21 protein-coding genes are annotated in these 24476 nt (G+C 60.8%); 8 read left to right on the top strand and 13 right to left on the bottom strand.

Features of this window, described 5'->3' with window-relative positions; genetic code table 11:
* Positions 1-49: 49 nt before the first annotated feature.
* The 3 genes from rpiA to ACIROW_RS07390 all read right to left on the bottom strand — a co-directional run bounded on the left by rpiA (position 50) and on the right by ACIROW_RS07390 (position 3519).
* Entirely contained in the window at positions 50-721 is a 672-nt protein-coding gene (gene rpiA / locus ACIROW_RS07380; RefSeq protein ID WP_402273600.1) for a ribose-5-phosphate isomerase RpiA, read from the bottom strand.
* A 28-nt stretch (positions 722-749) separates the two neighbouring features.
* Positions 750-2513: a cation:proton antiporter gene (locus ACIROW_RS07385; RefSeq protein WP_402273602.1), complete on the bottom strand. Its 1764-nt coding sequence runs from the start codon at positions 2511-2513 to the stop codon at positions 750-752.
* A gap of 496 nt (positions 2514-3009) precedes the next feature.
* Positions 3010-3519 (bottom strand): Lrp/AsnC family transcriptional regulator, encoded by a 510-nt coding sequence (locus tag ACIROW_RS07390; protein ID WP_016833047.1) that lies wholly within the window; start codon positions 3517-3519, stop codon positions 3010-3012.
* Positions 3520-3790: 271 nt separating this feature from the next.
* On the opposite strand from ACIROW_RS07390, the gene ACIROW_RS07395 reads away from it, so the two are divergent.
* On the top strand, positions 3791-4933 hold the full coding sequence (locus tag ACIROW_RS07395; protein ID WP_402273606.1) for a branched-chain amino acid ABC transporter substrate-binding protein: 1143 nt from the start codon (positions 3791-3793) through the stop codon (positions 4931-4933).
* A 146-nt stretch (positions 4934-5079) separates the two neighbouring features.
* Here the strand turns inward: ACIROW_RS07395 and ACIROW_RS07400 are convergent, their stop codons facing one another.
* Together ACIROW_RS07400 and ilvD are read right to left on the bottom strand one after the other, a co-directional pair.
* Positions 5080-5391 carry a c-type cytochrome gene (locus tag ACIROW_RS07400; RefSeq protein ID WP_116433745.1) on the bottom strand — a complete coding sequence of 104 codons (312 nt, stop codon included), beginning with the start codon at positions 5389-5391 and terminating at the stop codon, positions 5080-5082.
* A 199-nt stretch (positions 5392-5590) separates the two neighbouring features.
* Positions 5591-7261, bottom strand: coding sequence for a dihydroxy-acid dehydratase (gene ilvD, locus ACIROW_RS07405; protein WP_402273609.1), 1671 nt, complete (start codon positions 7259-7261; stop codon positions 5591-5593).
* A gap of 205 nt (positions 7262-7466) precedes the next feature.
* Here ilvD and ACIROW_RS07410 point away from each other — a divergent pair, with 205 nt between their 5' ends.
* Together ACIROW_RS07410 and lgt are read left to right on the top strand one after the other, a co-directional pair.
* Complete coding sequence (locus ACIROW_RS07410; protein WP_402273611.1) at positions 7467-8372, top strand: LysR substrate-binding domain-containing protein; 906 nt, start codon at positions 7467-7469, stop codon at positions 8370-8372.
* A gap of 48 nt (positions 8373-8420) precedes the next feature.
* Positions 8421-9233, top strand: coding sequence for a prolipoprotein diacylglyceryl transferase (gene lgt / locus ACIROW_RS07415; protein WP_402273614.1), 813 nt, complete (start codon positions 8421-8423; stop codon positions 9231-9233).
* 113 nt (positions 9234-9346) lie between these two features.
* Here lgt and ACIROW_RS07420 read toward each other — a convergent pair whose 3' ends face one another.
* Positions 9347-9970, bottom strand: coding sequence for a bifunctional 4-hydroxy-2-oxoglutarate aldolase/2-dehydro-3-deoxy-phosphogluconate aldolase (locus tag ACIROW_RS07420; RefSeq protein ID WP_402273616.1), 624 nt, complete (start codon positions 9968-9970; stop codon positions 9347-9349).
* Entirely contained in the window at positions 9967-11820 is a 1854-nt protein-coding gene (gene edd, locus ACIROW_RS07425; protein ID WP_402273618.1) for a phosphogluconate dehydratase, read from the bottom strand. The genes ACIROW_RS07420 and edd overlap by 4 nt, the downstream gene beginning before the upstream one ends.
* Positions 11821-12080: 260 nt before the next feature.
* On the opposite strand from edd, the gene pgi reads away from it, so the two are divergent.
* From pgi to tal, 5 genes are all read left to right on the top strand, one after another.
* Positions 12081-13739, top strand: a complete 1659-nt coding sequence (gene pgi, locus ACIROW_RS07430; protein ID WP_402273620.1) for a glucose-6-phosphate isomerase — start codon at positions 12081-12083, stop codon at positions 13737-13739.
* A gap of 48 nt (positions 13740-13787) precedes the next feature.
* The gene (zwf, locus tag ACIROW_RS07435; RefSeq protein ID WP_402273623.1) at positions 13788-15257 is read left to right on the top strand and encodes a glucose-6-phosphate dehydrogenase; all 1470 of its coding nucleotides are present in this window, start codon (positions 13788-13790) and stop codon (positions 15255-15257) included.
* Positions 15258-15325: 68 nt separating this feature from the next.
* Complete coding sequence (locus tag ACIROW_RS07440) at positions 15326-16180, top strand: SIS domain-containing protein (protein WP_116433752.1); 855 nt, start codon at positions 15326-15328, stop codon at positions 16178-16180.
* Between the two features lie 58 nt (positions 16181-16238).
* The gene (locus ACIROW_RS07445) at positions 16239-17468 is read left to right on the top strand and encodes an AGE family epimerase/isomerase (protein WP_402273625.1); all 1230 of its coding nucleotides are present in this window, start codon (positions 16239-16241) and stop codon (positions 17466-17468) included.
* Positions 17469-17523: 55 nt separating this feature from the next.
* Positions 17524-18459, top strand: a complete 936-nt coding sequence (gene tal / locus ACIROW_RS07450; protein WP_402273628.1) for a transaldolase — start codon at positions 17524-17526, stop codon at positions 18457-18459.
* A gap of 88 nt (positions 18460-18547) precedes the next feature.
* On the opposite strand, the gene ACIROW_RS07455 is transcribed toward tal, so the two are convergent.
* The 6 genes from ACIROW_RS07455 to ACIROW_RS07480 all read right to left on the bottom strand — a co-directional run bounded on the left by ACIROW_RS07455 (position 18548) and on the right by ACIROW_RS07480 (position 24462).
* The gene (locus ACIROW_RS07455; RefSeq protein WP_402273630.1) at positions 18548-18922 is read right to left on the bottom strand and encodes a DUF3597 domain-containing protein; all 375 of its coding nucleotides are present in this window, start codon (positions 18920-18922) and stop codon (positions 18548-18550) included.
* A 240-nt stretch (positions 18923-19162) separates the two neighbouring features.
* Positions 19163-20014 (bottom strand): ABC transporter permease, encoded by an 852-nt coding sequence (locus ACIROW_RS07460; RefSeq protein WP_116433756.1) that lies wholly within the window; start codon positions 20012-20014, stop codon positions 19163-19165.
* A gap of 51 nt (positions 20015-20065) precedes the next feature.
* On the bottom strand, positions 20066-20875 hold the full coding sequence (locus tag ACIROW_RS07465; RefSeq protein WP_016833060.1) for an ABC transporter ATP-binding protein: 810 nt from the start codon (positions 20873-20875) through the stop codon (positions 20066-20068).
* 166 nt (positions 20876-21041) lie between these two features.
* Positions 21042-22079: an ABC transporter substrate-binding protein gene (locus ACIROW_RS07470; RefSeq protein ID WP_402273634.1), complete on the bottom strand. Its 1038-nt coding sequence runs from the start codon at positions 22077-22079 to the stop codon at positions 21042-21044.
* A 50-nt stretch (positions 22080-22129) separates the two neighbouring features.
* On the bottom strand, positions 22130-23377 hold the full coding sequence (locus ACIROW_RS07475) for a CaiB/BaiF CoA transferase family protein (RefSeq protein WP_402273636.1): 1248 nt from the start codon (positions 23375-23377) through the stop codon (positions 22130-22132).
* A 17-nt stretch (positions 23378-23394) separates the two neighbouring features.
* Complete coding sequence (locus tag ACIROW_RS07480; RefSeq protein ID WP_402273638.1) at positions 23395-24462, bottom strand: esterase; 1068 nt, start codon at positions 24460-24462, stop codon at positions 23395-23397.
* Positions 24463-24476 lie beyond the last annotated feature (14 nt).

The following is a 24476-nucleotide window of genomic DNA, read 5'->3' on the forward strand; positions in this document are numbered from 1 at the left end:
CCGCCCGATGAGGGCGGCTTTTTCTTTGGGCGTTCCAATCAAAGGCTGATCAGAACTCCAGTTTCTTCACCCCATCCGGCGTACCCAGCAGGCAAACATCGGCGCCTTGACGCGCGAACAAGCCCACCGTCACGACGCCGACAATGTTGTTGATCGCGGCTTCAATCTCAGCCGGCTCGGTGATGCTCAGTCCCACCGCGTCGAGGATGTAGCAGCCGTTGTCGGTCACCAGCGGCTTGCCGTCCTTCAGGCGCAGCTTCGCCTCGCAACCGAGCGCGGACAATTTGCGCGCGGCCACGCTGCTCGCCATCGGGATCACTTCCACCGGCAGCGGGAACTTGCCCAGCACGTCGACCAGCTTGGAGCCGTCGGCGATGCAGACGAACTTCTGCGCAACGGAGGCTACGATCTTCTCGCGCGTCAATGCCGCACCGCCGCCCTTGATCATCGCGCCCTTGGCATCGATCTCGTCGGCGCCATCGATGTAGACCGGCATGGTTTCGACGTCGTTGAGGTCGAATACCTTGATGCCGTGGCCGCGCAGGCGCTCGGCGGTAGCTTCCGAGGACGCCACGGCGCCCTTGATGCGGTCCTTGATCCTGGCCAGCTCATCGATGAAGAAGTTGGCGGTCGAGCCGGTGCCGACGCCGATGATTTCGCCGTCGACCACGTAGTCGATGGCGGCGCGGGCTACCGCTTGTTTGAGTTCGTCTTGAGTCATGACAATGGGCAATGAATGGTTAAAACAATTAGTGGGAATCTTCAGGCTTCTCGTCCAGCGTTTCGAACAGCGCGATCTGCAGGCGCGAATGCAGCTTGACCAGCTTGCTCCACAACAACCACAGCAGCCCGGCCACGCCCAACAGCACGAAGGCCAGCAGGTTGAGCGGCGGCAAGATGCTGGCGCTCAGGACAAAGATCAGCAACATGATACCGAGAATCGACATCACCGGTATCACTTCGGAAATCACGCGGCGCACACCGGTTGTGTAGGCTCCGGCAAATTCCGGCTTGACCCCGACCTCGGCCAGCAGCATGGCCAACGCCTGCAGCTTGCGATAAGTCGCAATCAGGAACGGCAGCGATAATACCAGAGCGCCGCCCCAGATCACGGCCTTGCGTACTTGCCCGTCGCCGATCCAGGTCGACAGCCAGCCGCCGATGCCGTCCACGAAGAAGGCGCCGCACAGGAAGATCGCCACCACCAGCGCGATGTTGACCAGCACCTGCACCAGGATGCGCCGGATGATCTTGCTGATCTCGGCCTTCTCGCCTTGCGGCTGCAGGCTTTCCAGCCAGCTGGCGTACATGCCGAAGATGCCGGAAATCTTTTTCGGCACCAGCTCCACCGCCTTGGCCGACAGCGGATCGGCGGCCTTGATCAGGTAAGGCGTGAGCAGCGCGGTCACGGCCGACACCGCCACCACGATCGGGTACAGGAAATCGCTGGTGACCTTGAGGCTGACGCCGAGCGCGGCGATGATGAAGGAGAACTCGCCGATCTGCGCCAGGCCCATGCCCACGCGCATCGGCGTGCGGCCGCCATGGCCGGCCAGGAACGTGCCGATGCCGCAGCTGAACAGTTTGCCGAACACCACCGCGAAGGTGATGACCGTGATCGGCAGCCAGTATTTGGCCAGTACGTTGGGATCGAACAGCAGACCAATGGCGACGAAGAAGATGGCGCTGAACATGTCGCGGATCGATTCGATGATGCGTTCGATGCGATGGATCTGGCGCGATTCGGCCATTACCGCGCCGACCAGGAAGGCGCCGAGCGCGACGCTGTATTCCAGCTTCATGACCAGCAGGCAGAAACCGAACAGGATGCCCAGCACCGTCACCAGCAGCATCTCGTTGCTCTTGAAGCGGGCGACGTAGTTGAGCAGGCGCGGCACGATCAGGATGCCGACCACCAGCGACACCACCATGAACAGCAGCAGCTTGCCCACCGTGTTGACGACTTCGCCGGAATCGACCGAGCCGCTGGTGGCGATGCCCGACAGCAACGCGATCATGCCGATGGCGAGGATGTCTTCGACGATCAGGATGCCGAAGATGATCTGGGCGAACTTCTCATTCTTCATGCCCAGCTCGTTGAGCGCCTTGACGATGATGGTGGTTGACGACACCGCCAGCATGGCGCCGAGGAAGACGGCGTCCATGGTCTTCCAGCCGAAATAGATGCCGATCTCGTAGCCGATCCAGATCATCAGCATGATCTCGGCGACGGCGGCCACGACCGCAGTGGCGCCGACCTTGGCCAGCTTCTTGAGGCTGAATTCCAGGCCCAGCGAAAACAGCAGGAAGATCACGCCGAGCTCGGACAGGATGTGGACGGTCTTGTCGTCCTGGATCAGGTTGAACGGCGGCGTGTGGGGGCCGATGATGACGCCGGCCACGATATAGCCGAGCACCACCGGCTGCTTGAAACGGTTGAACACGACGGTGACGACACCGGCGATCAGCATGATCACGGCAAGGTCCTGGATAAACAGTTCAACAGCATGCATGCGTACGATTCCCCTTCAGGTCTGCCGCCAGGCGGCATGGTGGATGATGTGCGGCTGGCTTTTAGCAGATGCCTGGCCAGTTTTCGGATTGGACGCACCCTGCTTGCCGTCTGTGCGGCAATGCGTCGAAGCGTCGATGACTCAATTGGATTTGCGCCTTGACCGGGCCAGCGCAAGGCTGAATCCCGACCGGGTTCGCGGATATGGTTCGCCGGTGACAACGGAGCTGCAGTTTGTTTCGGCTTGTTCGACTTAGTCAGACTAGCTGCAGTCGATAGTGAATGCGACGATTGGATTTGGTGCACCGAACAAAGTTGCTGCACCGTATCGTCGCTGGCAGGCGCAAAGTTAGCACAGACGAGGAGCGCTCTGCAAATTTTATCGAGATGCGGGCAGTCAATATCGGCGCGGGTCGGCGCATTTCCTGCCGAGGGAGCGCCGCATAAAAACGGCGCAGGCACAGAAAGTGCTAAGAAGTTGGCTTTGCTGCTGCGCCCTACTCCGGCACACGCACCTGAATTTCGGCAGCTTTTTCGTCAAACGCGATCCGTGTGGCGAACTTGGCTCGCTTCATCGGGAAACGCGACTGGAAGTGGCGTACATTTCCGGAACCGGAAATGACGCGGCGCACGAACTGATAGTACGCGTCCATATCGATCACATGCACCGCCAGAAAATAGTCATATTCGCCCGACACGAAGTAGCACTGCATCACTTCGGCCTCCTTGGCCATGCGCTGCTCGAACTCCTGCATATGCTCGTCGGACTGGTTATTGAGCGAAATCTCAAGGAAAGCCAGCATGCCGTAGCCCAGCGCAAACGGATCCACCATCGCCACTTCGGCGTTGATGATGCCGGCTTCGCGCAGCTCGCGGATGCGCCGCAGGCAGGTCGGTTGCGATATATGCAATTTCTCCGCCAAGATACGAGTCGGAATCTGATTGTCCTTTTGCAGCAGGTTCAGGAGCTTGCGATCAACCTTGTCAAGCGTATGGTATTTAGGCATAAAAACGAAAGTTCAATTTTTTTCAATTCGGCACTCAAAAAACCTTTGCAAGCCGTTTCTTATGTTGTACCGTCTGCATTATTCGGAAACCGACGTTGAATAGTACAGGGTGTTTTGTATCTGCGAAACGTCTCTGAATAAGCAAAAAAGAGGCTGTTGCAAAATCAGGAACATCGGCCGCTTCGGAGGAAGACATCGAAGGATGCGAGCCGGAAGAGATTTTCAGCAGTCCTGAGCAAGCGTAGTTTATTTCAATCTACAGAGGGAATTTATGAAACTCAAGAGCACAATTATTCCATTGACCGGCGCCATTGCACTCGCTTTTGCCGGCGCAGCTTATTCACAGGAAGTCATCAAGATCGCTCACGTCGGTCCACTCTCCGGCCCGAACGCCCACATGGGCAAGGACAATGAAAACGGCGCCCGCATGGCGATTGACGAACTGAACGCCAAGGGTTTCACCATCGGCGGCAAGAAAGTCAAATTCGAACTGGTCGGTGAAGACGACGCATCGGATCCGAAGCAAGCGACTGCCGTCGCTACCAAGCTGGTCGACCAGAAGGTCGCCGCAGTTATCGGTCACTTGAATTCCGGCACCACCATCCCGGCTTCGAAGATCTACAACGACGCAGGCATCCCGCAAGTGTCGCCATCGGCTACCAATCCCAAGTACACGCAACAAGGCTTCAAGACTGCCTTCCGCGTAGTCGCCAACGATGCGCAACTGGGCGCCGTGCTGGGTAAATACGCCGTCACCGCACTGAAGACCAAGAACGTCGCGGTCATCGATGACCGTACTGCGTACGGTCAAGGCGTTGCTGAAGAATTCGCCAAGGGTGCACAAGGCGCGGGCGCAACTATCGTCGGCAAGCAATTCACCAACGACAAGGCGACCGACTTCAATGCGATCCTGACTTCGATCAAGGCCAAGAAGCCTGAAGTCGTGTTCTTCGGCGGCATGGACGCTGTCGGCGGCCCGATGCTGCGTCAGATGAAGCAACTGGGCATCACTGCCAAGTTCATGGGTGGTGACGGTATCTGTACCGGTTCCCTGCCAGGTCTGGCCGGCGATGGCCTGATCGACGACCAGGTCGTCTGCGCTGAAGCAGGCGGTGTGGATGAGTCCGGCAAGAAGGGCATGGACGACTTCCGCGCAGCTTACAAGAAGAAGTTCGGCATCGACGTGGTCTACAACGCTGCCTACGCTTACGATGCAACCCTGACTGTCGCCGACGCGATGAAGAAGGCAAACTCGGCTGATCCGGCCAAGTACCTGCCTGAACTGGCAAAGATCAGCCACAAGGGCGTGACAGGCACTATCGCCTTCGACGCCAAGGGCGACATCAAGAACGGCTCGCTGACGCTGTACACATACAAGAAGGGTGAACGCACCCTGCTGGCTGTGGTCAAGTAAGCTTCCGCTTCTGTAGCTCCTGCATGAAGAACGCGCCTGATGAAAGTCAGGCGCGTTTTTTTGTTGCCTGAACGATTTGCCGTCAATGGCAGCGGGCAATAAAAAAGCGCCCTCGCGGACGCTTTCGATACGGCTTGCTTCAGTGTTTACTTCAGGCTCAGCACCCATTTCACCAGCGTGCGCGCTTCAGCTTCCGACACTTGCGCGTTGGCCGGCATCGGGATTGCACCCCACACGCCGGAACCGCCCTTGAGCACTTTTTGCGTCAGCTTGTCTTCGGCATCCTTCTGACCGGCGTACTTCTTCGCCACGTCCTTGAAGGCCGGACCGACGATCTTGGTCTGGATCGAATGACAGGCCATGCAGTTCTTTGCCTTGGCCAGGTCGGCATTGGCGGAAGCCTGGGCGGAGACACCAAATGCCAGCACAGCTGATGCGATGAATAGAAGCTTTTTCATTATTACCCTCCAAGAAGTTCTGCGTATTCTACAACCGATTGGAATGGCAACTGTATGCGCGAGCGCATATAAACATCATGTTTTTTGATGCGCATCAAACAGATAAAAACGAGATGCATTTACCTATGAAGGACGCGTTAAAAAAGCCGGATCGTTCCGGCTTTTTTAATTGCTTGCGGTCTACGTCAGAAGAACGCCATCACCCCGTGACGGCGCCCTTGCTGGCAGTCGACGCCAAGGTCGCATATTTGGCCAGTACGCCGCGCGTATAACGCGGCGCCGGCTGCTTCCAGTGGCTGCGGCGGCGTTCGATTTCGGCGTCGTCGACGTTGAGCTGGATCAGCAGCTGGCGCGCATCGATGGTGACCGAGTCGCCCTCTTCCACCAGGCCGATGACGCCGCCGACGAATGCTTCCGGCGCGACGTGACCGACCACCATGCCCCAGGTGCCGCCGGAGAAACGGCCGTCGGTGATCAGGCCGACCGATTCGCCCAGACCCTTGCCGATCAGCGCGGAAGTCGGTGCCAGCATTTCCGGCATGCCGGGGCCGCCCTTCGGTCCGAGGTAGCGCATCACCAGCACGTCGCCGGGCTTGATCTTGTCGGCCAGGATGGCGTCCATGGCGCTGTACTCATCATCGAACACGCGCGCGGGGCCGGTGATGACCGGGTTCTTGAGGCCGGTGATCTTGGCCACGCAGCCTTCCGGCGCCAGGTTGCCCTTGAGGATGGCCAGGTGGCCTTGCTTGTACAGCGCTTTGTCGATCGGACGGATGACGTCCTGGTCGGCGCGCAGCGCAGGGATGTTTTCCAGTTCTTCGGCCAGGGTCTTGCCGGTGATGGTCAGGCAGTCGCCGTGCAGCATGCCGGCTTCGTGCAGCACCTTCAGCACGGCCGGGATGCCGCCGGCCTTGTGCAGGTCGGTGGCGACGTATTTGCCGGACGGCTTGAGGTCGCAGATGACCGGGACTTTCTGGCGCACGCGCTCGAAGTCGTCGATGGTCCATTCGACTTCCGCTGCGTGGGCGATGGCCAGGAAATGCAGCACCGCGTTGGTCGAGCCGCCGGTGGCCATGATCAGGCTGACGGCGTTCTCGATCGACTTGCGCGTGATGATGTCGCGCGGCTTGATGTCCTTCTTGACGGCTTCGACCAGCACGCGCGCCGACTCGGCGGCGGAGCCGGTCTTTTCGTCGTCGGGGTTGGCCATGGTCGAGGAATAGAACAGGCCCATGCCCAGCGCTTCGAACGCCGACGACATGGTATTGGCGGTGTACATGCCGCCGCAGGAGCCGGACGACGGACAGGCGTTGCGCTCGATGCCGTCGAAGTCTTCCTGCGACATGCGGCCGGCGGAAAACTCACCGACGGCTTCGAAAGCCGAGACGATGGTCAGGTCCTTGCCCTTCCAGTTGCCCGGCTTGATGGTGCCGCCGTAGACATAGATGCCCGGCACGTTGGTGCGCGCCAGCGCGATCATGCCGCCCGGCATGTTCTTGTCGCAGCCGCCGATGACGACGACGCCGTCCATCCACTGGCCGTTGACGGCGGTCTCGATGCAGTCGGCGATGACTTCGCGCGAAATCAGCGAATACTTCATGCCTTCCGTGCCCATCGACATGCCGTCGGAAATGGTCGGCGTGCCGAACACCTGCGGATTGGCGCCGGCCTGCTTGATCGCGGAAATCGCAACGTCGGCCAGCTTCTGCAGGCCCGAATTGCACGGCGTGATGGTGGAATGGCCGTTGGCGATGCCGATCATCGGCTTGTCGAAGTCTTCCTTTTCGTAGCCGAGGGCGTAATACATCGAGCGATTGGGGCTACGCGAAACGCCTTGCGTAATGTTCTTTGAGCGGCGGTTGAATGACATGCTGGTCTCCTGGTTGATACGAATTGCCGACGGAACCCTTGCGGTCCACACCAGAAGCCAAACTGGCGCGAACCTGTCCGATTGTTCGATTGTTCGATGATGGCGCGGACGCGGTTCTGGCTGCCGCTTAGATTGCCTTGCGCAATGCCCGCTGTCAAATATATGATTCATTGCCGATAAATATGAATTAGATATTACCAACCGCATGAACACCGAATCCCGCCTGGAGCTGCGCCAACTGCGCTATTTCGTCGCCGTTGCCGAGGAAAAACACTTCGGCCGCGCCGCCGTGCGATTGCACATGACCCAGCCGCCGCTGTCCCAGACCATACAGGCGCTGGAGGAAATGCTGGGTACGCCTCTGTTCGCGCGCACCAAGCGCAGCGTCGCGTTGACGCCTGCGGGACTGGCGCTGTTGCCCGAAGCGCAGCGCATCCTGCAACAGGCGAACGCCCTGCCCGACCTGGCGCGGCGCGCAGCCAGCGGCGCTTCCGGACTGCTGTCGCTGTCATTCATTTCGACCGCCGACTACAGCATCCTGCCGCCGCTGCTGCAACGCTTCCGCGCGCGCTATCCGCAGGTGCAGATCGACCTGCGCGAAGCCACCACCGACATCCAGCTGGAAGACCTGATGCAGGGCAAGATCGACGCCGGCCTGCTGTTACCGCCGCTGCCGGAAAAATCCCAAGCCGCGCTCGATTACCTGCCGCTGCTGTCGGAACCGCTGGTGGCGGCCGTGCCAAGCGGCGTGGTGCGCAGCAAGAACGCCGTGACGCTCAAAAGCCTGCGCGAGCTGCCGCTGATCATTTTCCCGCGCCGTATTTCGCCGGCCTTCCACGACACCATCCTGAGCTGCTTCCGCGACGCCGGCGTGACGCCGCATATCGGCCAGGAAGCCATCCAGATGCAGACCATCGTCGGCTTGGTGTCGGCTGGCATGGGCATGGCACTTGTGCCACAATCCGTGTCTAACCTGCAGCGTCCCGGCGTGGATTACCGCCCGCTCAGCGGCAAGACGCCGCTGATCGAAACCGGACTGGCCTGGCGGCGCGACAGTGCGTCGCCGGTGCTGCGCGCGTTTCTTGACATGGTGGCGACACCGCCGGCATAGACCGGTCTGTCCCGACATCATCACCCCAATTGTTCTGAAAGAGTTTCCATGCTGATCCACCCGATGCCCGACCCCATCGCCTTTTCCATCGGCCCGCTGCAGGTGCACTGGTACGGCCTGATGTACCTGCTGGCGTTCGCCCAGTTCATCGCGCTCGGCCGCCTGCGCATCAAGCAACCGCACATCGCCGCAGTCGGCTGGAAGAAGGAAGACCTCGACGACATGCTGTTCTACGGCGTGCTGGGCGTGGTCATCGGCGGGCGTCTCGGCGAAGTCCTGTTCTACAACCCCAGCTACTACTTCGCCAATCCGGCCGACATCATCGCGGTATGGAAAGGCGGCATGTCCTTCCACGGCGGCTTCCTCGGCGTGCTGATCGCGATGTACATCTGGGGTCGCAAGCGCGGACGCCATCTGATGGACATCATGGACTTCATCGCGCCGATGGTGCCGCTCGGCTATGCGGCCGGCCGCCTGGGCAACTTCATCAACGCCGAACTGCCGGGTCGCGTCGCCGATGCGTCCTTGCCGTGGGCCATGATCTGGCCCAACGTCGACAACCTGCCGCGCCATCCTTCGCCGATTTACCAGATGCTGGTCGACGGCATTCTGCTGTTCATCATCCTGTGGTTGTTCGCGCGCAAACCGCGTCCGCGCATGGCGGTGGCCGGGATGTTCTCGCTGCTGTACGGCTGCGCGCGCTTCTTCACCGAATACTTCCGCACGCCGGACTACAACGTCAGCTTCGGCGGCATCACGATTTCGGCAGGACAGATGCTGTCGGTGCCAATGATTATTCTTGGCATCGTGCTGCTGGTGGTCGCATACCGAAAGAAGAGCGCGGCGGTGTCACCGGCCTGACGTCTGCTGAACATCCGCTGCTGCAAACGACAACGCCCTTGCTGAAATCAGCAAGGGCGTTGTGCATTGTGGCGCCGTGTTATCACAACGGCGCCACCGGGATTACATCAGGATTACGGACGCAATGCGCTGGCCGCCTTGGCCAGTGCAGTGATCTTGTGCCAGTCGCCGATTTCGATGGCGTTCTTCGGCGTCAGCCAGGAACCGCCGACGCAGGCCACGTTCTTCAGGGCCAGGAATTGCGACGCGGTCTCTTGCGAGATCCCGCCGGTCGGGCAGAACGTGATGTCGCCCAGCGGACCGGCAATCGCGTTGAGCATGCCGATGCCGCCCGCCTGCATCGCCGGGAACAGCTTCAGCTGGCGGAAACCGGCTTCGCGCGCGGCCATCACTTCCGACGGCGTCATCACACCCGGCAGCAAAGGCAGGCCGCTGGACTTGGCGGCGGCGATCAGCGCTGCCGTCAGGCCGGGGGAGACGCCGAACACGGCGCCGGCATCACGCGAAGCGGCGAATTCTTCCGGGCTGGTCAGGGTGCCGACGCCGACGATGGCCTCCGGCACTTGTTCCGCGATGGCGCGGATCGCCGGCAGGCCGTGTTCGGTGCGCAGGGTTACTTCCAGCACGCGGATGCCGCCTGCCACCAGCGCCTTGGCCAGCGGCACGGCGTGTTCCAGTTTGTCGATGGCGATCACCGGGATGACCGCCGAAGTACGCATGATTTCCAGGATATTCATACTGTCACTTTCTCATTTTCGAGGATTGGGGGCAGACCAAAGCTGGTACCGCCCTCTTCTGCCGCGCTCACGTTGGCGCGGAAGACACTGAACAATTCACGGCCCATGCCGGTCTGGTTGCCTGCCAGGTTGGCGGTATCCGAGGTGCGTGCAGCCCATTCGGTTTCCGACACCAGCGCTTCCAGGATGCCGGCTTCGGCGTCCAGACGAATCATATCGCCAGTCCGCACAAAACCCAACGGTCCGCCGGCCAATACTTCCGGCGTCACGTGGATCGCCGCCGGCACTTTGCCCGACGCGCCCGACATGCGGCCGTCGGTGACCAGCGCCACGTGGCGCCCCTTGTCCTGCAGGATGCCCAGCGCCGGCGTCAGCGCATGCAGCTCCGGCATGCCGTTGGCGCGCGGGCCTTGAAACGTCAGGACGGCGACGAAATCCTTGTCGAGTTCACCGGCCTTGAAGGCCTTCATGAAGGCTTCCTGCGAATGGAACACGATGGCCGGCGCCTGCACGGCGCGGTGTTCGTGCTTGACCGCCGAGACCTTGATGACCGAACGGCCGAGATTGCCTTGCAACAGCTTGAGGCCGCCGTCTGCGGAAAACGGGTTGGTCGCGGGACGCAATACGGTGTCGTCGCCACTGTCTTTCGGCGTCGCCTTCCAGGTGACCTTGCCGGCGTCGTCGAACAAGGGCTCGGTGGCGTGGGCGCGCAGACCCTGGCCGAGGATGGTCATGACGTCGTCATGCATCAGACCGGCGTCGATCAGCTCGCGCAACACGAAACCGGTGCCGCCGGCGGCGTGGAAATGATTCACGTCGGCAGTACCGTTCGGATAGATGCGCGTGACCAGCGGCACGACCGAGGACAGCTTCGAGAAATCGTCCCAGTCGATCACCAGGCCGGCCGCCTTGGCGATGGCGACCAGGTGCAGCGTATGGTTGGTGGAGCCGCCCGTCGCCAGCAGCGCGACGATGGCGTTGACGATGGACTTCTCGTCGACCAGGCGGCCGACCGGCGTGTATTGCTGGCCCTGCGCGGTGATCTTCAGCGCCTGTTTGGCGGCGGCGGCAGTCAGCGCGTCGCGCATCGGCGTATTCGGCGTGATGAAGGCGGCGCCCGGCAGATGCAGGCCCATCGCTTCCATCAGCATCTGGTTACTGTTGGCAGTGCCGTAGAAAGTGCAGGTGCCGGCGTCGTGGTACGACTTCGATTCGGCCTCGAGCAATTCGGCGCGACCGATCTTGCCTTCGGTGTACAGCTGGCGGATCTTGACCTTTTCGCTGTTGGTCATGCCGCTGGTCATCGGACCGGCGGGAACAAATACCGCCGGGATGTGGCCGAAGTGCAGTGCGCCAATCAGCAGGCCCGGCACGATCTTGTCACATACGCCCAGATACAGCGCCGCGTCGAACATGTTGTGCGACAGCGCGACCGCGGTGCCCATGGCGATGGCGTCGCGCGAGAACAGCGACAGCTCCATGCCGGTCTGGCCTTGCGTGATGCCGTCGCACATGGCCGGCACGCCGCCGGCGAACTGCGCCACGCCGCCGTCTTCACGGACCGCGTCGCGAATGATTTGCGGATAACGTTCAAAAGGTTGATGCGCCGACAACATGTCGTTGTACGACGAAACGATGGCCACGGAAGGCGCCCGATCCTGCTTCAGCTTGAGCTTGTCGTTGGCGGGGAAAGCAGCAAAGCCGTGCGCCAGGTTGGTACATGACAGCGCCCCGCGCTGCACGCCCTCATGACGCGCAGCGTCGAGGCGGGCGAGATAGGCGGTGCGATAAGGCCGACTACGTTCGGCGATGCGTCGCGTGACGCTGGCTAAGGTAGCGTTAAGAGACATGTTGGGTTCCTGATAGCGTTAACAAATGTAATTTTACTACAAAATTTTAAATAAAACTTCTTCTTTCGCTTGTTTTACCTGACTACATTTAATTGAAACCATTTTGCATTTCCAACCACTAACGACTGTAAACAGGCGCTGTACGAGATACTGCCGGCATTGCACAACAATCAATATTGTAGTGAAATTACCATAAAAGTAGTAAATCCTGTATAGTAAAGATTCTTCCCGACCCCTCACTTCAGCCAAGATTGCAGAACATGCCGCATACAGCACTTACCGCGACCGCAGCCTTCCAAGCACTTTTGTCTCACCATGCCGAGGTCCGTGACCGGCACATGCGCGACCTCTTCGCCGCCGACGCCAAACGCTTCGACCACATGACCGTCAAGGCCGCCGGCATTTTGTTCGATTACTCCAAAAACCGTGTCGACCATACTACGCTCAAGTTGCTGTTCGAGCTGGCGCGCGAACGCGGCGTGGAGCGGCAGCGCGCCGCCATGTTCAGCGGCGAGAAGATCAATTTCACCGAACACCGCGCGGTTCTGCACACGGCCCTGCGCGCACCGCGCGGCCAGGCGCTGCAAGTTGATGGACAGCACATCGGCGAGGACGTTCATGCCGTATTGGATCGCATCCACGGCTTTACCGAGCGCGTGCGCGAAGGCCAGTGGCTGGGCCTGAGCGGCAAGCCGATCACCGACATCGTCAACATCGGCATCGGCGGCTCGCATCTGGGCCCGCAAATGGCCTGCACGGCGTTGCGCACTTTCGCCCATCCGCGTCTGACGATGCACTTCGTCTCCAACGTCGACGGCCATGATCTGCACGACGTTCTGCAGCGTGTTGATGTTGAGACAACCCTGTTCATCGTCGCCTCCAAGACCTTCACCACGCAGGAAACCATGATGAACGCCGGTTCGGCGCGTGACTGGTTCCTGCAGCGCGCCGATCAGGCCGAGTTGGCGAAACATTTCGTCGCGGTGTCGACCAATACCGAAGCCGTACGTGCTTTCGGCATCGACACCGACAACATGTTCCCATTCTGGGACTGGGTCGGCGGACGCTATTCGATGTGGTCGTCGATCGGACTGTCGATCGCGCTGGCGATCGGATTCAAGAATTTCAGTGAACTGCTGGCCGGCGCCCATGCGATGGACAAGCATTTCTGCGAAGCGCCGCTGGAACAGAACATGCCGATCATCCAGGCGCTGATCGGCATCTGGAACCGCAACTGCTTCAACAGCGAATCGCTGTCGATCGCGCCTTATCATCACGACCTGCGCCACTTCCCCGCTTACCTGCAACAGCTGGAAATGGAAAGCAACGGCAAGCGCATCACGCGCGACGGCAGCGCCGTCGGTGTGGCGACCTGTCCATTCATCTGGGGCGATGTCGGCACCAACGGCCAGCACGCGTTCTTCCAGCTGCTGCACCAGGGCACCGACATCACGCCGATCGACTTCATCGCCGTATTGCACGCGACGCACGACTTGCCCGGCCATCATGCGGTGCTGCTGGCCAACTGTTTTGCGCAGTCGGAAGCCTTCATGCGCGGCAAGCAAGCCGAGGAAGTGCGCGACGACCTGAAGAAGCTGGGCGTCGACGACGACGAAGTCAATTTCCTGCTGCCGCACAAGACCTTCAACGGCAATCGTCCGAGCAACACGCTGCTGCTCGATGCGTTGACGCCGGCCACGCTGGGCGCCCTGATCGCGCTGTACGAACACAAGACCTTCGTGCAAGGTACGATCTGGGGCATCAACAGCTTCGACCAATGGGGCGTGGAACTGGGCAAGGTATTGGCCAAGACCATCCAGTCCGAACTGTCCGGTGAAGCGGTGCCGGCGCGCCATGACTGCTCGACCAACGCGCTGATAGCACTGGCGAAGAAGGCCTTGTCCGATACCCAGGATTGATGCGCGAACTGACGTTTACCCGAACAACAAACCAACAAGAAGACTGCTATGGCTATTTCCGATTTTGACCTGGTTCTATTCGGCGGCACCGGCGACCTGGCGATGCGCAAGCTGTTGCCGGCGCTGTACGCCCGCGACCGCGCCCGCGACCTGGTGCCGAGCGCGCGCATCATCTGTATCGGCCGCGACAACAAGAGCAATGAAGACTTCCTGCAGATCGTCGAGAAGAATTCCAAACCGCACGTCAGCAGCGCCACCATGGATGCCGAGGTCTGGCAGCGCTTCTGCGGTCGCATACAGTACGTCTCGCTGAACGCCAAGGAGCCGGCGACCTACCAGAACCTGGTGGCCGCCATGCGCGACGCCCCGGAGATTTCGCGCGTGTTTTACCTGGCCACCCCACCGACGCTGTTCTCGATGATCTGCGACAACCTGTCGCAAGCCGGCCTGGCCACGCCGAACGCCCGCGTGGTGCTGGAAAAGCCGCTCGGCCACGATCTCGAAAGCGCCAAGGACATCAACAAGCAGGTCGGCCGCTATTTCAACGAATCGCAGATCTTCCGTATCGACCACTACCTCGGCAAGGAGGCGGTGCAGAACCTGCTGGCGCTGCGCTTCGGCAACGTGCTGTTCGAGCCGCTGTGGCGCCGCGAATGGATTTCCGACGTGCAGATCACCATCGCCGAAGAACTCGGCGTGGGCGGTCGCTTCGATTATTACGACACCTCGGGCGCGCTGCGCGACATGCTGCAGAACCATCTGTTGCAGCTGCTCTGTATCGTCGCCATGGAGCCGCCGGTATCGAATTCGGCCGACTCCGTGCGCGATGAAAAACTCAAGGTGCTGCGTTCGCTCAAACGTTTCACGCCAAGCACGCTGGCCATGAACGTGGTGCGCGGCCAGTATCGCGCCGGCCACGTCAACGGCGTCGCGGTGCCGGGCTATCGCAAGGAAGAAGACGCCAATCCCGATTCGCGCACCGAGACCTTCGTCGCGGTCAAGGCCGAGATCGACACCTGGCGCTGGGCCGGCGTACCGTTCTACCTGCGCACCGGCAAGCGCATGGCCGACAGCCTGGCCGAAATCGTGGTGCGCTTCAAAAGCGTGCCGCATTCGATCTTCGCGCAAAACAGCCGCAGCACGCCGAACTGCCTGGTGATCCGCCTGCAGCCGGATGAAGGCCTGCACATGAACCTCATGGCCAAGACGCCGGGCGACGGCATGCGCCTGAAGCCGGTGGAACTGGAACTGGATTTCCGCGAAAAATTCAAGACGCCTCGCATGGAAGCCTACGAGCGCCTGCTGCTCGACGTGCTGCGCGGCCAGCTCACGCTGTTCATGCGCAGCGACGAACTGGAAGCGGCGTGGGAATGGGTCGAGCCGATCCTGGAACACTGGGACCAGGAAGAAAGCGACCCGATCCCCTACAGCGCCGGCACCTGGGGTCCGGCCGCAGCCAGCGCGCTGATCGGTCGCGACGGCCTGCAGTGGCGTGAAGAAGCGCTGCCGGAAGTTTAAGTTTCAATCAAGCTGCGGGACAACGACATTGTCCCGCAGCGTTCCACATCAGAGGCCCGACCACGTCCATGCTACTCGACTCCATCCGCACGCACATCAACTCGCTCTCCAAGTCGGAGAAGAAGGTAGCGGCTGCGATCCTCGCCAATCCGCAACTGGCGCTGCAGGAAAACCTGACCGCGCTGGCCAAGAACGCCGAGGTGTCGGAGCCGACCGTGATCCGCTTCTGCCGTGCCATCGGTTATGAAGGCTGGCACGACTTCAAACTGAAGCTGGCGCAAAGCCTGGCGCTGGCCCTGCCCGGCGCGGACGAGTCGCTGGCCCAGGACGACCTCGCGGTGGACCTGGTCAACAAGATCTGCAGCCGCTCGATCAACACGCTGCTGGACCTGCGCAATCATCTCAATCCGGACGCCATCCAGCTGGCGCTGGACGTGCTGGCGCGCGCCAGCAAGATCGAGTTCTACGGCCAGGGCACCTCGGGCATCGTGGCCAACGACGCGCAACACAAGTTCTTCCGTTCGGGCGTGCCGACCGTGGCCTACTCCGATCCGCACATCCACAGCATTGCAGCCTCGCTGCTCAAACCCGGCGACGCGGTGGTGGCGATCTCGCAGCGCGGCGGCAACGCAGCGCTGCTGCGCAGCGTGCAACTGGCGCGCAAGGGCGGCGCCGACATCATCGTACTGGGACCGAGCGGCACGCCGCTGGCCGAATTGGCGACCGTGCTGGTGCCGATCGACCTCAGTTTCAACATCGACCCGTATACGCCGATTTCGGCGCGCCTGGCGCATCTGGTGGTGATCGACATCCTCGCGGTAGGACTGGCGCTGCGGCGCGGTCCGGAATTCCGCAAGAAGATGCAGAACGCCCAGAAGTCGCTGCAAAAATTCGACATGCAATTCGATTCGTTCTTCCGCTGATTTTTACGCTGATTTTTTGACCTGATCCTCAAGCTGACTTTTACGCCGAGCTTTTTTCATGAATTCGACTACGACGCCAACTACTCCTTTCCGCACCCCCGCCTTCCTGCACGAGCGCCTGCAACGCGACATCGGCTTCTTCACGCAACATGCGTTCGACCCGGCCGGCGGTTTCTTCCATTACCTCAACGACGACGGCAGCGTCTACGACAACAGCCGCCACCTCGTCAACAGCACGCGCATGGTGTTCTGCCACGCGCTGGCCTACCGTTTCAACGGCAAGGAAGAACACCGCGACGCCGTGCGCCACGGCCTCGAATTCCTGCAAGAGCAACACTGGCAGCCGAGCTACGGCGGCTACGCCTGGGTGCTCAAGGACGGCGCACCGGTCGACCGCACCCAGCATTGCTATGGCCTGGCCTTCGTGCTGCTGGCGTATGCCCATGCGCTGGAGATCGGCATAGAAGAAGCGCGTACACACATCGACGCCACCTTCAACCATATGGAAAAGCTGTTCTGGTCCGAACAGCATGGCCTCTACGCCGATGAAGCGACACCCGAAGGCGTAGTGTCCGACTACCGCGGCCAGAACGCCAACATGCATAGCTGCGAAGCCTTGCTGGCCGTCTTCGAGGCGACCGGCGAACCGCGCTTCCTGCATCGCGCCGAACGCATCGCACGCAACATCACGGTCCGTCAGGCGGCGCTGGCCAACGGCTGGATCTGGGAACACTACAGCGCCGACTGGAAGATCGACTGGGAATACAACCGCCACGACAACACCAACATGTTCCGCCCCTGGGGCTATCAACCGGGCCACATGACCGAATGGTCCAAGCTGCTGCTGATCCTCGAGCGCCACGCCGAGCACTTGCAAGACGACGCAAGCTGGCTGGCGCCGCGCGCGCGCGCGCTGTTCGACGCCACCATTCCGGTGGCCTGGGACGAAGAACACGGCGGCCTGTTCTACGGCATCGCGCCCGACAACAGCGTCTGCGACGGCGACAAGTATTTCTGGGTGCAGGCCGAGTCGCTGGCCACCGCCGCCTTGCTGGCGCAGCGCACCGGTGAAGCTATTTATTGGGAAGTCTATGACCAACTCTGGCAGTACAGCATGCAGCACCTGATCGATCAGGAACGCGGCGGCTGGTATCGCATCCTGCAGCGCGACAACACACGCTACGGCCCCGAGAAGCCGCCGCACGGCAAGACCGACTTCTACCATCCGCTGGGTGCGTATCTGGAGTCGCTCAATGCTATTGGTGCGCCGCTGCCGAAAAAACGGTGAGACCAACGTCCCACGTTAGAATGTCATTTAATTCATCACATCGAGATTGATTGCCATGACTCAGCTAGACCAACTCAAGCAATACACCACCATCGTGGCCGACACCGGCGACTTCCAGGCGATGAAGGCATTCGCGCCGCAAGATGCGACGACAAATCCCTCGCTGATCCTCAAGGCTGTGCAAAAGGACGAGTACAAGCCGCTGCTGGAAAAGATCGTGCGCGAGCATGGCAAGCTGAGCACCGACGGCATCATCGATCAGTTGCTGGTGGCCTTCGGCCTGGAGATTCTGAAATTGATCCCCGGCCGCGTCTCCACCGAAACCGATGCGCGCCTGTCATTCGACACTGAAGGCACTATCGCCAAGGGCCGTGCGCTGATCAAGCTGTACGAAGCAGCCGGCATCAAGCGCGAGCGCATCCTGATCAAGATTGCCTCGACCTGGGAAGGCATCCGTGCGGCGGAAGTATTGGAAAAGGAAGGCATCCGCTGCAACCTGACGCTGCTGTTCTCGCTGCCGCAAGCAATCGCCTGCGCCGAAGCCAAGGTCCAGCTGATATCGCCGTTCGTCGGCCGCATCTATGACTGGTTCAAGAAATCGTCCGGCCAGGAATATACCGGTGCCGACGATCCGGGCGTGCAATCGGTGCGCAGCATCTACACCTACTACCGCAAGTTCGGCTACACCACCGAAGTCATGGGTGCGAGCTTCCGCAATACCTCGCAGATCGTCGAGCTGGCCGGTTGCGACCTGCTGACCATCAGCCCGGACCTGCTGCAAAAGCTGGCGGAAAGCGATGCGCCGGTGGAGCGCAAGCTGAGCAAGGAAGCCGCACAATCGGCCGACCTCAAGAAAATCTCGCTGGACGAGAAGAGCTTCCGCCTGGCGCTCAACGACGACGCCATGGCCTCCGAAAAGCTGTCCGAGGGCATCCGCCAGTTCTGCGCCGATGCGGTCAAGCTGGACAAGATCGTGGATGGTTTGCGCTGATCTTGCTATTGCAGACAAAAAAAGGGACGCATCTGCGTCCCTTTTTTATTGGCTACGGTCGATTGCAGTCTCCCGCCCGGCTTCCATTTCAGCCCTGCAGTTCGGCCGGCACCTTGCCGCCGTTCTCGGCGAACCTGGTCATGACCTGTTTGTGCAACCAGATGTTCATCGCGGCCGAATCGCCAACATCACCTTGATAGGCAAGTTCGGTAGCCAGCTCCTTGCGTGCGGCCAGGCTGCTGTCGAGATCGAGCAATTTCATCAGGTCGACGATCGAGCTGCTCCAATCGAGCTTTTGCGGGTTCTTTGCAGCCATCCCGTCGAGGATCGCGGCGACATCCACCAACGGCATCGTCTGGCCAGGGAGCGCTCCGGAATTGGGTGCGGTGGTGTTTGGAGCATCGTTTTGCGCGGGATGGGAAGAAGGAAAAATCTTGCTGAAAATAGTGCTCAGAATACCCATGCTGTTCTCCTGAATTGGTTGAAAGAACGTTGCTTTTAAGACGAGGTAATGCAAGCAACGGCCAGTTCTGAGAACCCTCGCCGGGCGAAGTTCCTGAGCCTTCTGCGAGACGCCGACAAGTGTCCGGCTTTCAAAAGATATTCGAGAAGTACAACGATTTTTCTGCTGCTAAAAATAAAAAGAGGCGGAATCTCCGCCTCTTTTTTTCCATGTCGGCCAGCGCCGACCATGCTGCGCCGATTACATTTTCTCGGTCTCACCTGATTTCGGCTGCCACTTCATCAGGCGCTTCTCAATCACGCCCACGGCCACGTCGAGCACCAGCGCAAACGCCGTCAGCACGACGATGCCGGCGAACACGGTATTGATGTCGAAGCTGCCCTCGGCCTGCAGGATCAGATAGCCGACGCCGCGCGCCGAGCCCAGGTATTCACCCACCACGGCGCCGACGAAGGCCAGGCCGATGGATGTGTGCAGACTCGAAAACACCCACGAGGTCGCCGACGGCAGGTACACCGTCCGCAGCAATTGCCGCGCGTTGGCGCCGAGCATTCGGGCGTTGGCCAGCACCACAGGGCTGACTTCCTTGACCCCCTGGTAGACGTTGAAGAACACGATGAAGAACACCAGCGTCACCGCCAGCGCCACCTTGGACCAGATGCCGAGGCCGAACCACATCGCGAAGATCGGCGCGAGAATCACGCGCGGCATCGAGTTGGCGGCCTTGACATAAGGATCCAGGATCGCCGAGGCCAGCGGCGACAGCGCCAGCCACAGACCGATGCCCAGGCCCAGCACGGTGCCGATGCCGAAGGCCAGAACGGTTTCTGTCAGCGTGACCAGCAGGTGCGAATAGATTTCCGCCGGGAAGTTCAGCGTGAAAAAAGTAGTGTCGCCGAAACCGACTTCCAGCGAGCCGCTGCCGACGGTGAACCACTGCCAGATGCGCACGGCGACCTTGAGCGGCTCGCCGAAGAAGAACGCGGTCTGTTCGTTGCGCGTGGCGATGTGCCATACCGCAAGGACCACGACCAGCACCAGCAATTGCCAGAAGCGCAGGTTTTTATGACTAGGTTTGAGGAGTTTCCACATGATGTTTCTTTGCCCGAATTTTTATAGGTGCCGGCCGCCGTTGGCTTAAATCTAAGCCGCGGTCTTCTGTTGTTGATATCCCTTGAGCACTTCATCGCGCAGGACCGACCAGATCTGCTGGTGCAGTTCGACGAAGCGCGGATGCGTGCGGATCTCGGCGACGTCACGCGGACGCGGCAGGTCGATCGTGAATTCGCCGATGGGATGCGTCGCAGGACCGGCCGACAGCACCACCACGCGGTCCGACATGGCGATCGCTTCGTCAAGGTCATGGGTGATGAAGAGCACGGCCTTTTTCTTGGCGTTCCACAGGTCGAGCACTTCGTTTTCCATCAGCTGGCGAGTCTGGATGTCGAGCGCCGAGAACGGTTCATCCATCAGGATGATGTCCGGATCCATGATCAGCGTCTGCGCCAGCGCCACGCGCTTGCGCATGCCGCCGGACAGCTGATGCGGATAACGGTCGCCGAAGCCCTTGAGACCGACGCGCGCCAGCCATTGTTCGCCGAGCGCCTTGGCTTCACCGTCTTCCAGGCCGCGGTATTGCAGGCCGGCGATGACGTTTTGCAGCGCGCTGCGCCACGGCATCAGCGCTTCGGCCTGGAACATGTAGCCGGCACGCTGGTTGATGCCGACCAGTTCTTCGCCGAACACCTTGATGCTGCCCGAGGATGGTTGCAGCAGGCCGGCGCCGACGTTGAGCAGAGTTGACTTGCCGCAGCCGGTAGGGCCGACCACCGAGACAAACTCGCCCGGCGCGATCGCCAGCGTGGTGTTGGCGACGGCGGTATAGCGCTGGTTGCGATCGTCCTTGGAAACGAAGGTGCAGGTAATGTCGTCGAGGAAAAGTGCTGGCGTCATAGCGAGGAGTCTCCGGCCAGGCCGAATTCTTGTATGTTGAAAAAAGATATCGAGAGCGACATCGGATGGTGCATCGGTTTGGACATCGTCATGGCAAAAAATACGGTACTGAAAATTGCAGACGGGCACCCGAAGGCGCCCGTGTGTTTTGCCTTATGTTCAACGCTTACTTGTGCTTGGCGTTGGCCTTCTTGGCGAACTCGTTGGTGTAAGTCTTGGACAGATCGATCTTCTTGCTGGCCAGGTCAGGCTCGAACGCTTGCAGCGTCCGCAGCGCGGTGGCAGGACCGGCGTCCGGGAAGATGCCGTCCGGTGACATCGCTTCACGCACTTTCAGGAAGGCCGAGATGTACAACGCGCGGTCGCCCAGCAGATAGCTCTCCGGCACCGCCTTGATGATGTCGGAAGGACCGGCTTGCTGGATCCACTTGAGCGCGCGCACCATGGCGTTGGTCAGCGCCTGGGTGGTGTTCGGATACTTCTTGATGAAGGCTTCCGGTGCGTACAGCGTGGCAGCCGGCATCGGGCCGCCGAATACGGCGTCGGTGTCCTTCAGCGTACGTGTGTCGGCGACGGTCTTGATCTCGTTCTTTTGTTCCAGCATGGAGATGACCGGATCCAGGTTGGCGATCGCATCGATCTGACCCGAACGCAATGCCGACAACGCTCCTGCTGCGGCGCCAACGCCGATGAAGGACACGTCCGTCGGCTTCAGTCCGGCCTTGGCCAAGACGAAGCTGGCCATGATGCTGGTCGAGGAGCCCGGCGCGGTGACGCCGATCTTCTTGCCCTTCAGGTCAGCCACGCTCTTGTAGTTCGGCATGGTCTTGTTGCTGACAGCCAGCACGATCTGCGGCGCGCGGCCTTGCAGCACGAAGGCGACGATGGGCTGGTTCTTGGCCTGCATGTTGATGGTGTGCTCGTAAGCGCCGGACACCACGTCCGCGCTGCCGCCGACCATGGCCTGCAGCGCCTTGGCGCCGCCGGCGAAGTCGGAGATCTCGACTTGCAGGCCTTCATCCTTGAAGTAGCCGAGTTGCTCGGCCACCGTCAGTGGCAGGTAATAGAACAGGTTCTTGCCGCCGACGGCGATGGAAACCTTCGGCTTTTCCAGCGCCTGAGCGAACAGGTTGGTGTTGAATGTCAGGTAGCCGGCCAAGAACAGCGCCAGCGCAATGGCGAATTGCTTCAGGTTGAATTTCATGTGGTCTCCTCCTATGAACTTTGCAATATCAGGGCAGTTTTTCACTGCCTTCAAATGACCTTGTCTTGGCGCAACTGCGCAATTTGTGCGTCATCATACCCCAGCGAACGCAAGATTTCAGCGTTATGCTGGCCAAGCTCCGGGCCGATCCATTTGGTGCCGCCCGGCGTCTCCGACAACTTCGGGGTCACCGCAGGCAATTTGATCGGCGTACCATCGGCAAATGCATGCTGTTCGAACATGTTGCGCGCCAGGAATTGTGGATCGCTCATCATGTCGCGCACCGAATAGATCTTGCCCACCGGTACGTCGGCCGCCTGCAGGATCGCCAGCGCATCATCGATGGTCTTGCCGCTGCACCACGCCTGGATGGCGCGGTCGATTTCTTCCGTGCGCGGCACGCGGCCGTCGTTGCGCTCCAGTTGCGGGTCATTGGCCATGTCCGCACGGTCGATGGCCAGCATCAGGCGCTTGAAGATGGCGTCGCCGTTGCCGGCAATCACGACGTTCTTGCCATCGGCGGTGGTGTAGGTGTTGGACGGCACGATGCCGGGCAAGGCGCCGCCAGTGCGCTCGCGCACCACGCCGGCCTGGTCGAATTCGGGCACCAGCGATTCCATCAGGTTGAAGACCGATTCGTACAGCGCGACGTCGACCATCTGGCCCTGCCCTGCCACCCGCAACTCGCCATCCTTGCCGTTCCAGCGACCGCCGGTAACGTCCCGGTGGCGCAGCGCCATCATCGCGCCGATGACGCCATGCAAGGCGGCAACCGAGTCGCCGATGGAAATGCCGATGCGCACCGGCGGGCGGTCCTGATGGCCGGATACATAGCGGATGCCGCCCATCGATTCGCCGATCGCGCCGAAGCCCGGCAAGTCCTTCAGCGGCCCGGTCTGGCCGTAGCCGGACAGGCGTACCATGATGATGGCGGGATTGAGTTTCTTCAGGTCTTCGTAGCCCAGATTCCACTTCTCCAGCACGCCGGGGCGATAGTTTTCGATGATGATGTCAGCTTCCAGCGCCAGCTTGCGAGCAATGTCCTGGGCCTTCGGATCCTTCATGTTGAGCGTCAGGCTTTTCTTGTTGCGTGCCTGCACCGACCACCACAGCGAGGTGCCGTCCTTGAGCACACGCCACTGGCGCAGCGGGTCGCCGACGCCGGGCGCTTCGACCTTGATCACGTCGGCGCCGAATTCGGCCAGCATGCGCGAGCAGAACGGCCCGGCGATCAGCGTGCCGAGTTCGAGTACTTTGATGCCGGCCAGCGGGCCGGGGGATGATGTCGTGGTTGTCATGAATGAGGTGTGGCAGGTTATTTCATCAATCCGTTCTTGTCCATCCAGGCCTGCACAAGTGCAGCGACCTGGTCGGAGTTGCGGTCCATCATCAGCATGTGGGAGTTGCCCTTGATGCCTTGCTGCGGCAGGTCGAGCCGGTCGGCCACGCCGCCTTGTGCGCGCAGCGCCCGCTGAAATTTGTTCGGCGCTACGGTGTATTGCTTCCAGGACGTATTCTGATCGATGAAATCGCCCCACACAAACAGGAAGGGAATATTTTTCAGCGCCGAGATATCGACCTTGTCGGGATCGGGCGCGCCGGATCCTTCGACCGCCACGATGGCCTTGATCTTGTCCGGTGCATGCAGCGCGGCATTGATGGCGAAGTTGCCGCCCTGGCTGTGCACCACGATCACGCAGGGACAGACCTGTTGCACCAGCGCATCGTAAGCGGCCTGTGTGGCGACGTCGTTGGTGGCCCAGCGCGGGATGCCCTGTTTGGAAAACTGGTCGTAGGCGGCAACCGGAAACTGCGTGCCGGCATAGGCGAGGCGTTTGGCAGGATCGCTGTCGTAGGACCCTGCAGCACCGATGCGGAACAGCTCCCAGCCTTCCTGCTTGGTGCGGAAGAACGGCTCGGTTTTATAGACTTCGGGATAGCGCGACCAGGAGGCGCGGCCGCGCTCCACGGCATCGGTAACGTAGACGGTGTGCCCCTGCGTCAGGAAGAACTGCTGCCAGCCGGGTGAGCCGTCTGGCTTGGTTTCCCAGGTCGTGCCGGCAAGACCGCCGCCGTGCCACATGAGCAGCGGATAACGGGCACGGGGATTTTTCAGCCGGACGTATTGGGCGTACATCTGCCCGGTTTCAAAGTCGCCGTTGGGATCGACCTTGCGCGGTGCGGCGCCTTCGGTAAACACGATCTCGCGCGACGGCAATCCTGCCAGCGTCACTTGCCCGCCGCCGACATGGAAGCTGCCGACTTCCGCGACCTCATAGCTGCGCTGCGTCGACGAGGCGGCGCAGCCGGCCAGGATCGAGGCGGCCGTCAGCAAGGACGCCGGCAAGCTCAAGCGGGGGGTTCGACGTGGAAGAAATTGCATGTTTGTCTCCTGCA

It is taken from the genome of Herbaspirillum sp. NPDC101397, assembly GCF_044767325.1.
In the GTDB taxonomy this organism is placed as follows: domain Bacteria; phylum Pseudomonadota; class Gammaproteobacteria; order Burkholderiales; family Burkholderiaceae_D; genus Herbaspirillum.

What these genes read in the sequence shown, in the direction of transcription:
- rpiA (WP_402273600.1), bottom strand. Translation starts at nt 721, where the DNA reads ATGACTCAAGACGAACTCAAACAAGCGGTAGCCCGCGCCGCCATCGAC.
- ACIROW_RS07385 (WP_402273602.1), bottom strand. Translation starts at nt 2,513, where the DNA reads ATGCATGCTGTTGAACTGTTTATCCAGGACCTTGCCGTGATCATGCTG.
- ACIROW_RS07390 (WP_016833047.1), bottom strand. Translation starts at nt 3,519, where the DNA reads ATGCCTAAATACCATACGCTTGACAAGGTTGATCGCAAGCTCCTGAAC.
- ACIROW_RS07395 (WP_402273606.1), top strand. Translation starts at nt 3,791, where the DNA reads ATGAAACTCAAGAGCACAATTATTCCATTGACCGGCGCCATTGCACTC.
- ACIROW_RS07400 (WP_116433745.1), bottom strand. Translation starts at nt 5,391, where the DNA reads ATGAAAAAGCTTCTATTCATCGCATCAGCTGTGCTGGCATTTGGTGTC.
- ilvD (WP_402273609.1), bottom strand. Translation starts at nt 7,261, where the DNA reads ATGTCATTCAACCGCCGCTCAAAGAACATTACGCAAGGCGTTTCGCGT.
- ACIROW_RS07410 (WP_402273611.1), top strand. Translation starts at nt 7,467, where the DNA reads ATGAACACCGAATCCCGCCTGGAGCTGCGCCAACTGCGCTATTTCGTC.
- lgt (WP_402273614.1), top strand. Translation starts at nt 8,421, where the DNA reads ATGCTGATCCACCCGATGCCCGACCCCATCGCCTTTTCCATCGGCCCG.
- ACIROW_RS07420 (WP_402273616.1), bottom strand. Translation starts at nt 9,970, where the DNA reads ATGAATATCCTGGAAATCATGCGTACTTCGGCGGTCATCCCGGTGATC.
- edd (WP_402273618.1), bottom strand. Translation starts at nt 11,820, where the DNA reads ATGTCTCTTAACGCTACCTTAGCCAGCGTCACGCGACGCATCGCCGAA.
- pgi (WP_402273620.1), top strand. Translation starts at nt 12,081, where the DNA reads ATGCCGCATACAGCACTTACCGCGACCGCAGCCTTCCAAGCACTTTTG.
- zwf (WP_402273623.1), top strand. Translation starts at nt 13,788, where the DNA reads ATGGCTATTTCCGATTTTGACCTGGTTCTATTCGGCGGCACCGGCGAC.
- ACIROW_RS07440 (WP_116433752.1), top strand. Translation starts at nt 15,326, where the DNA reads ATGCTACTCGACTCCATCCGCACGCACATCAACTCGCTCTCCAAGTCG.
- ACIROW_RS07445 (WP_402273625.1), top strand. Translation starts at nt 16,239, where the DNA reads ATGAATTCGACTACGACGCCAACTACTCCTTTCCGCACCCCCGCCTTC.
- tal (WP_402273628.1), top strand. Translation starts at nt 17,524, where the DNA reads ATGACTCAGCTAGACCAACTCAAGCAATACACCACCATCGTGGCCGAC.
- ACIROW_RS07455 (WP_402273630.1), bottom strand. Translation starts at nt 18,922, where the DNA reads ATGGGTATTCTGAGCACTATTTTCAGCAAGATTTTTCCTTCTTCCCAT.
- ACIROW_RS07460 (WP_116433756.1), bottom strand. Translation starts at nt 20,014, where the DNA reads ATGTGGAAACTCCTCAAACCTAGTCATAAAAACCTGCGCTTCTGGCAA.
- ACIROW_RS07465 (WP_016833060.1), bottom strand. Translation starts at nt 20,875, where the DNA reads ATGACGCCAGCACTTTTCCTCGACGACATTACCTGCACCTTCGTTTCC.
- ACIROW_RS07470 (WP_402273634.1), bottom strand. Translation starts at nt 22,079, where the DNA reads ATGAAATTCAACCTGAAGCAATTCGCCATTGCGCTGGCGCTGTTCTTG.
- ACIROW_RS07475 (WP_402273636.1), bottom strand. Translation starts at nt 23,377, where the DNA reads ATGACAACCACGACATCATCCCCCGGCCCGCTGGCCGGCATCAAAGTA.
- ACIROW_RS07480 (WP_402273638.1), bottom strand. Translation starts at nt 24,462, where the DNA reads ATGCAATTTCTTCCACGTCGAACCCCCCGCTTGAGCTTGCCGGCGTCC.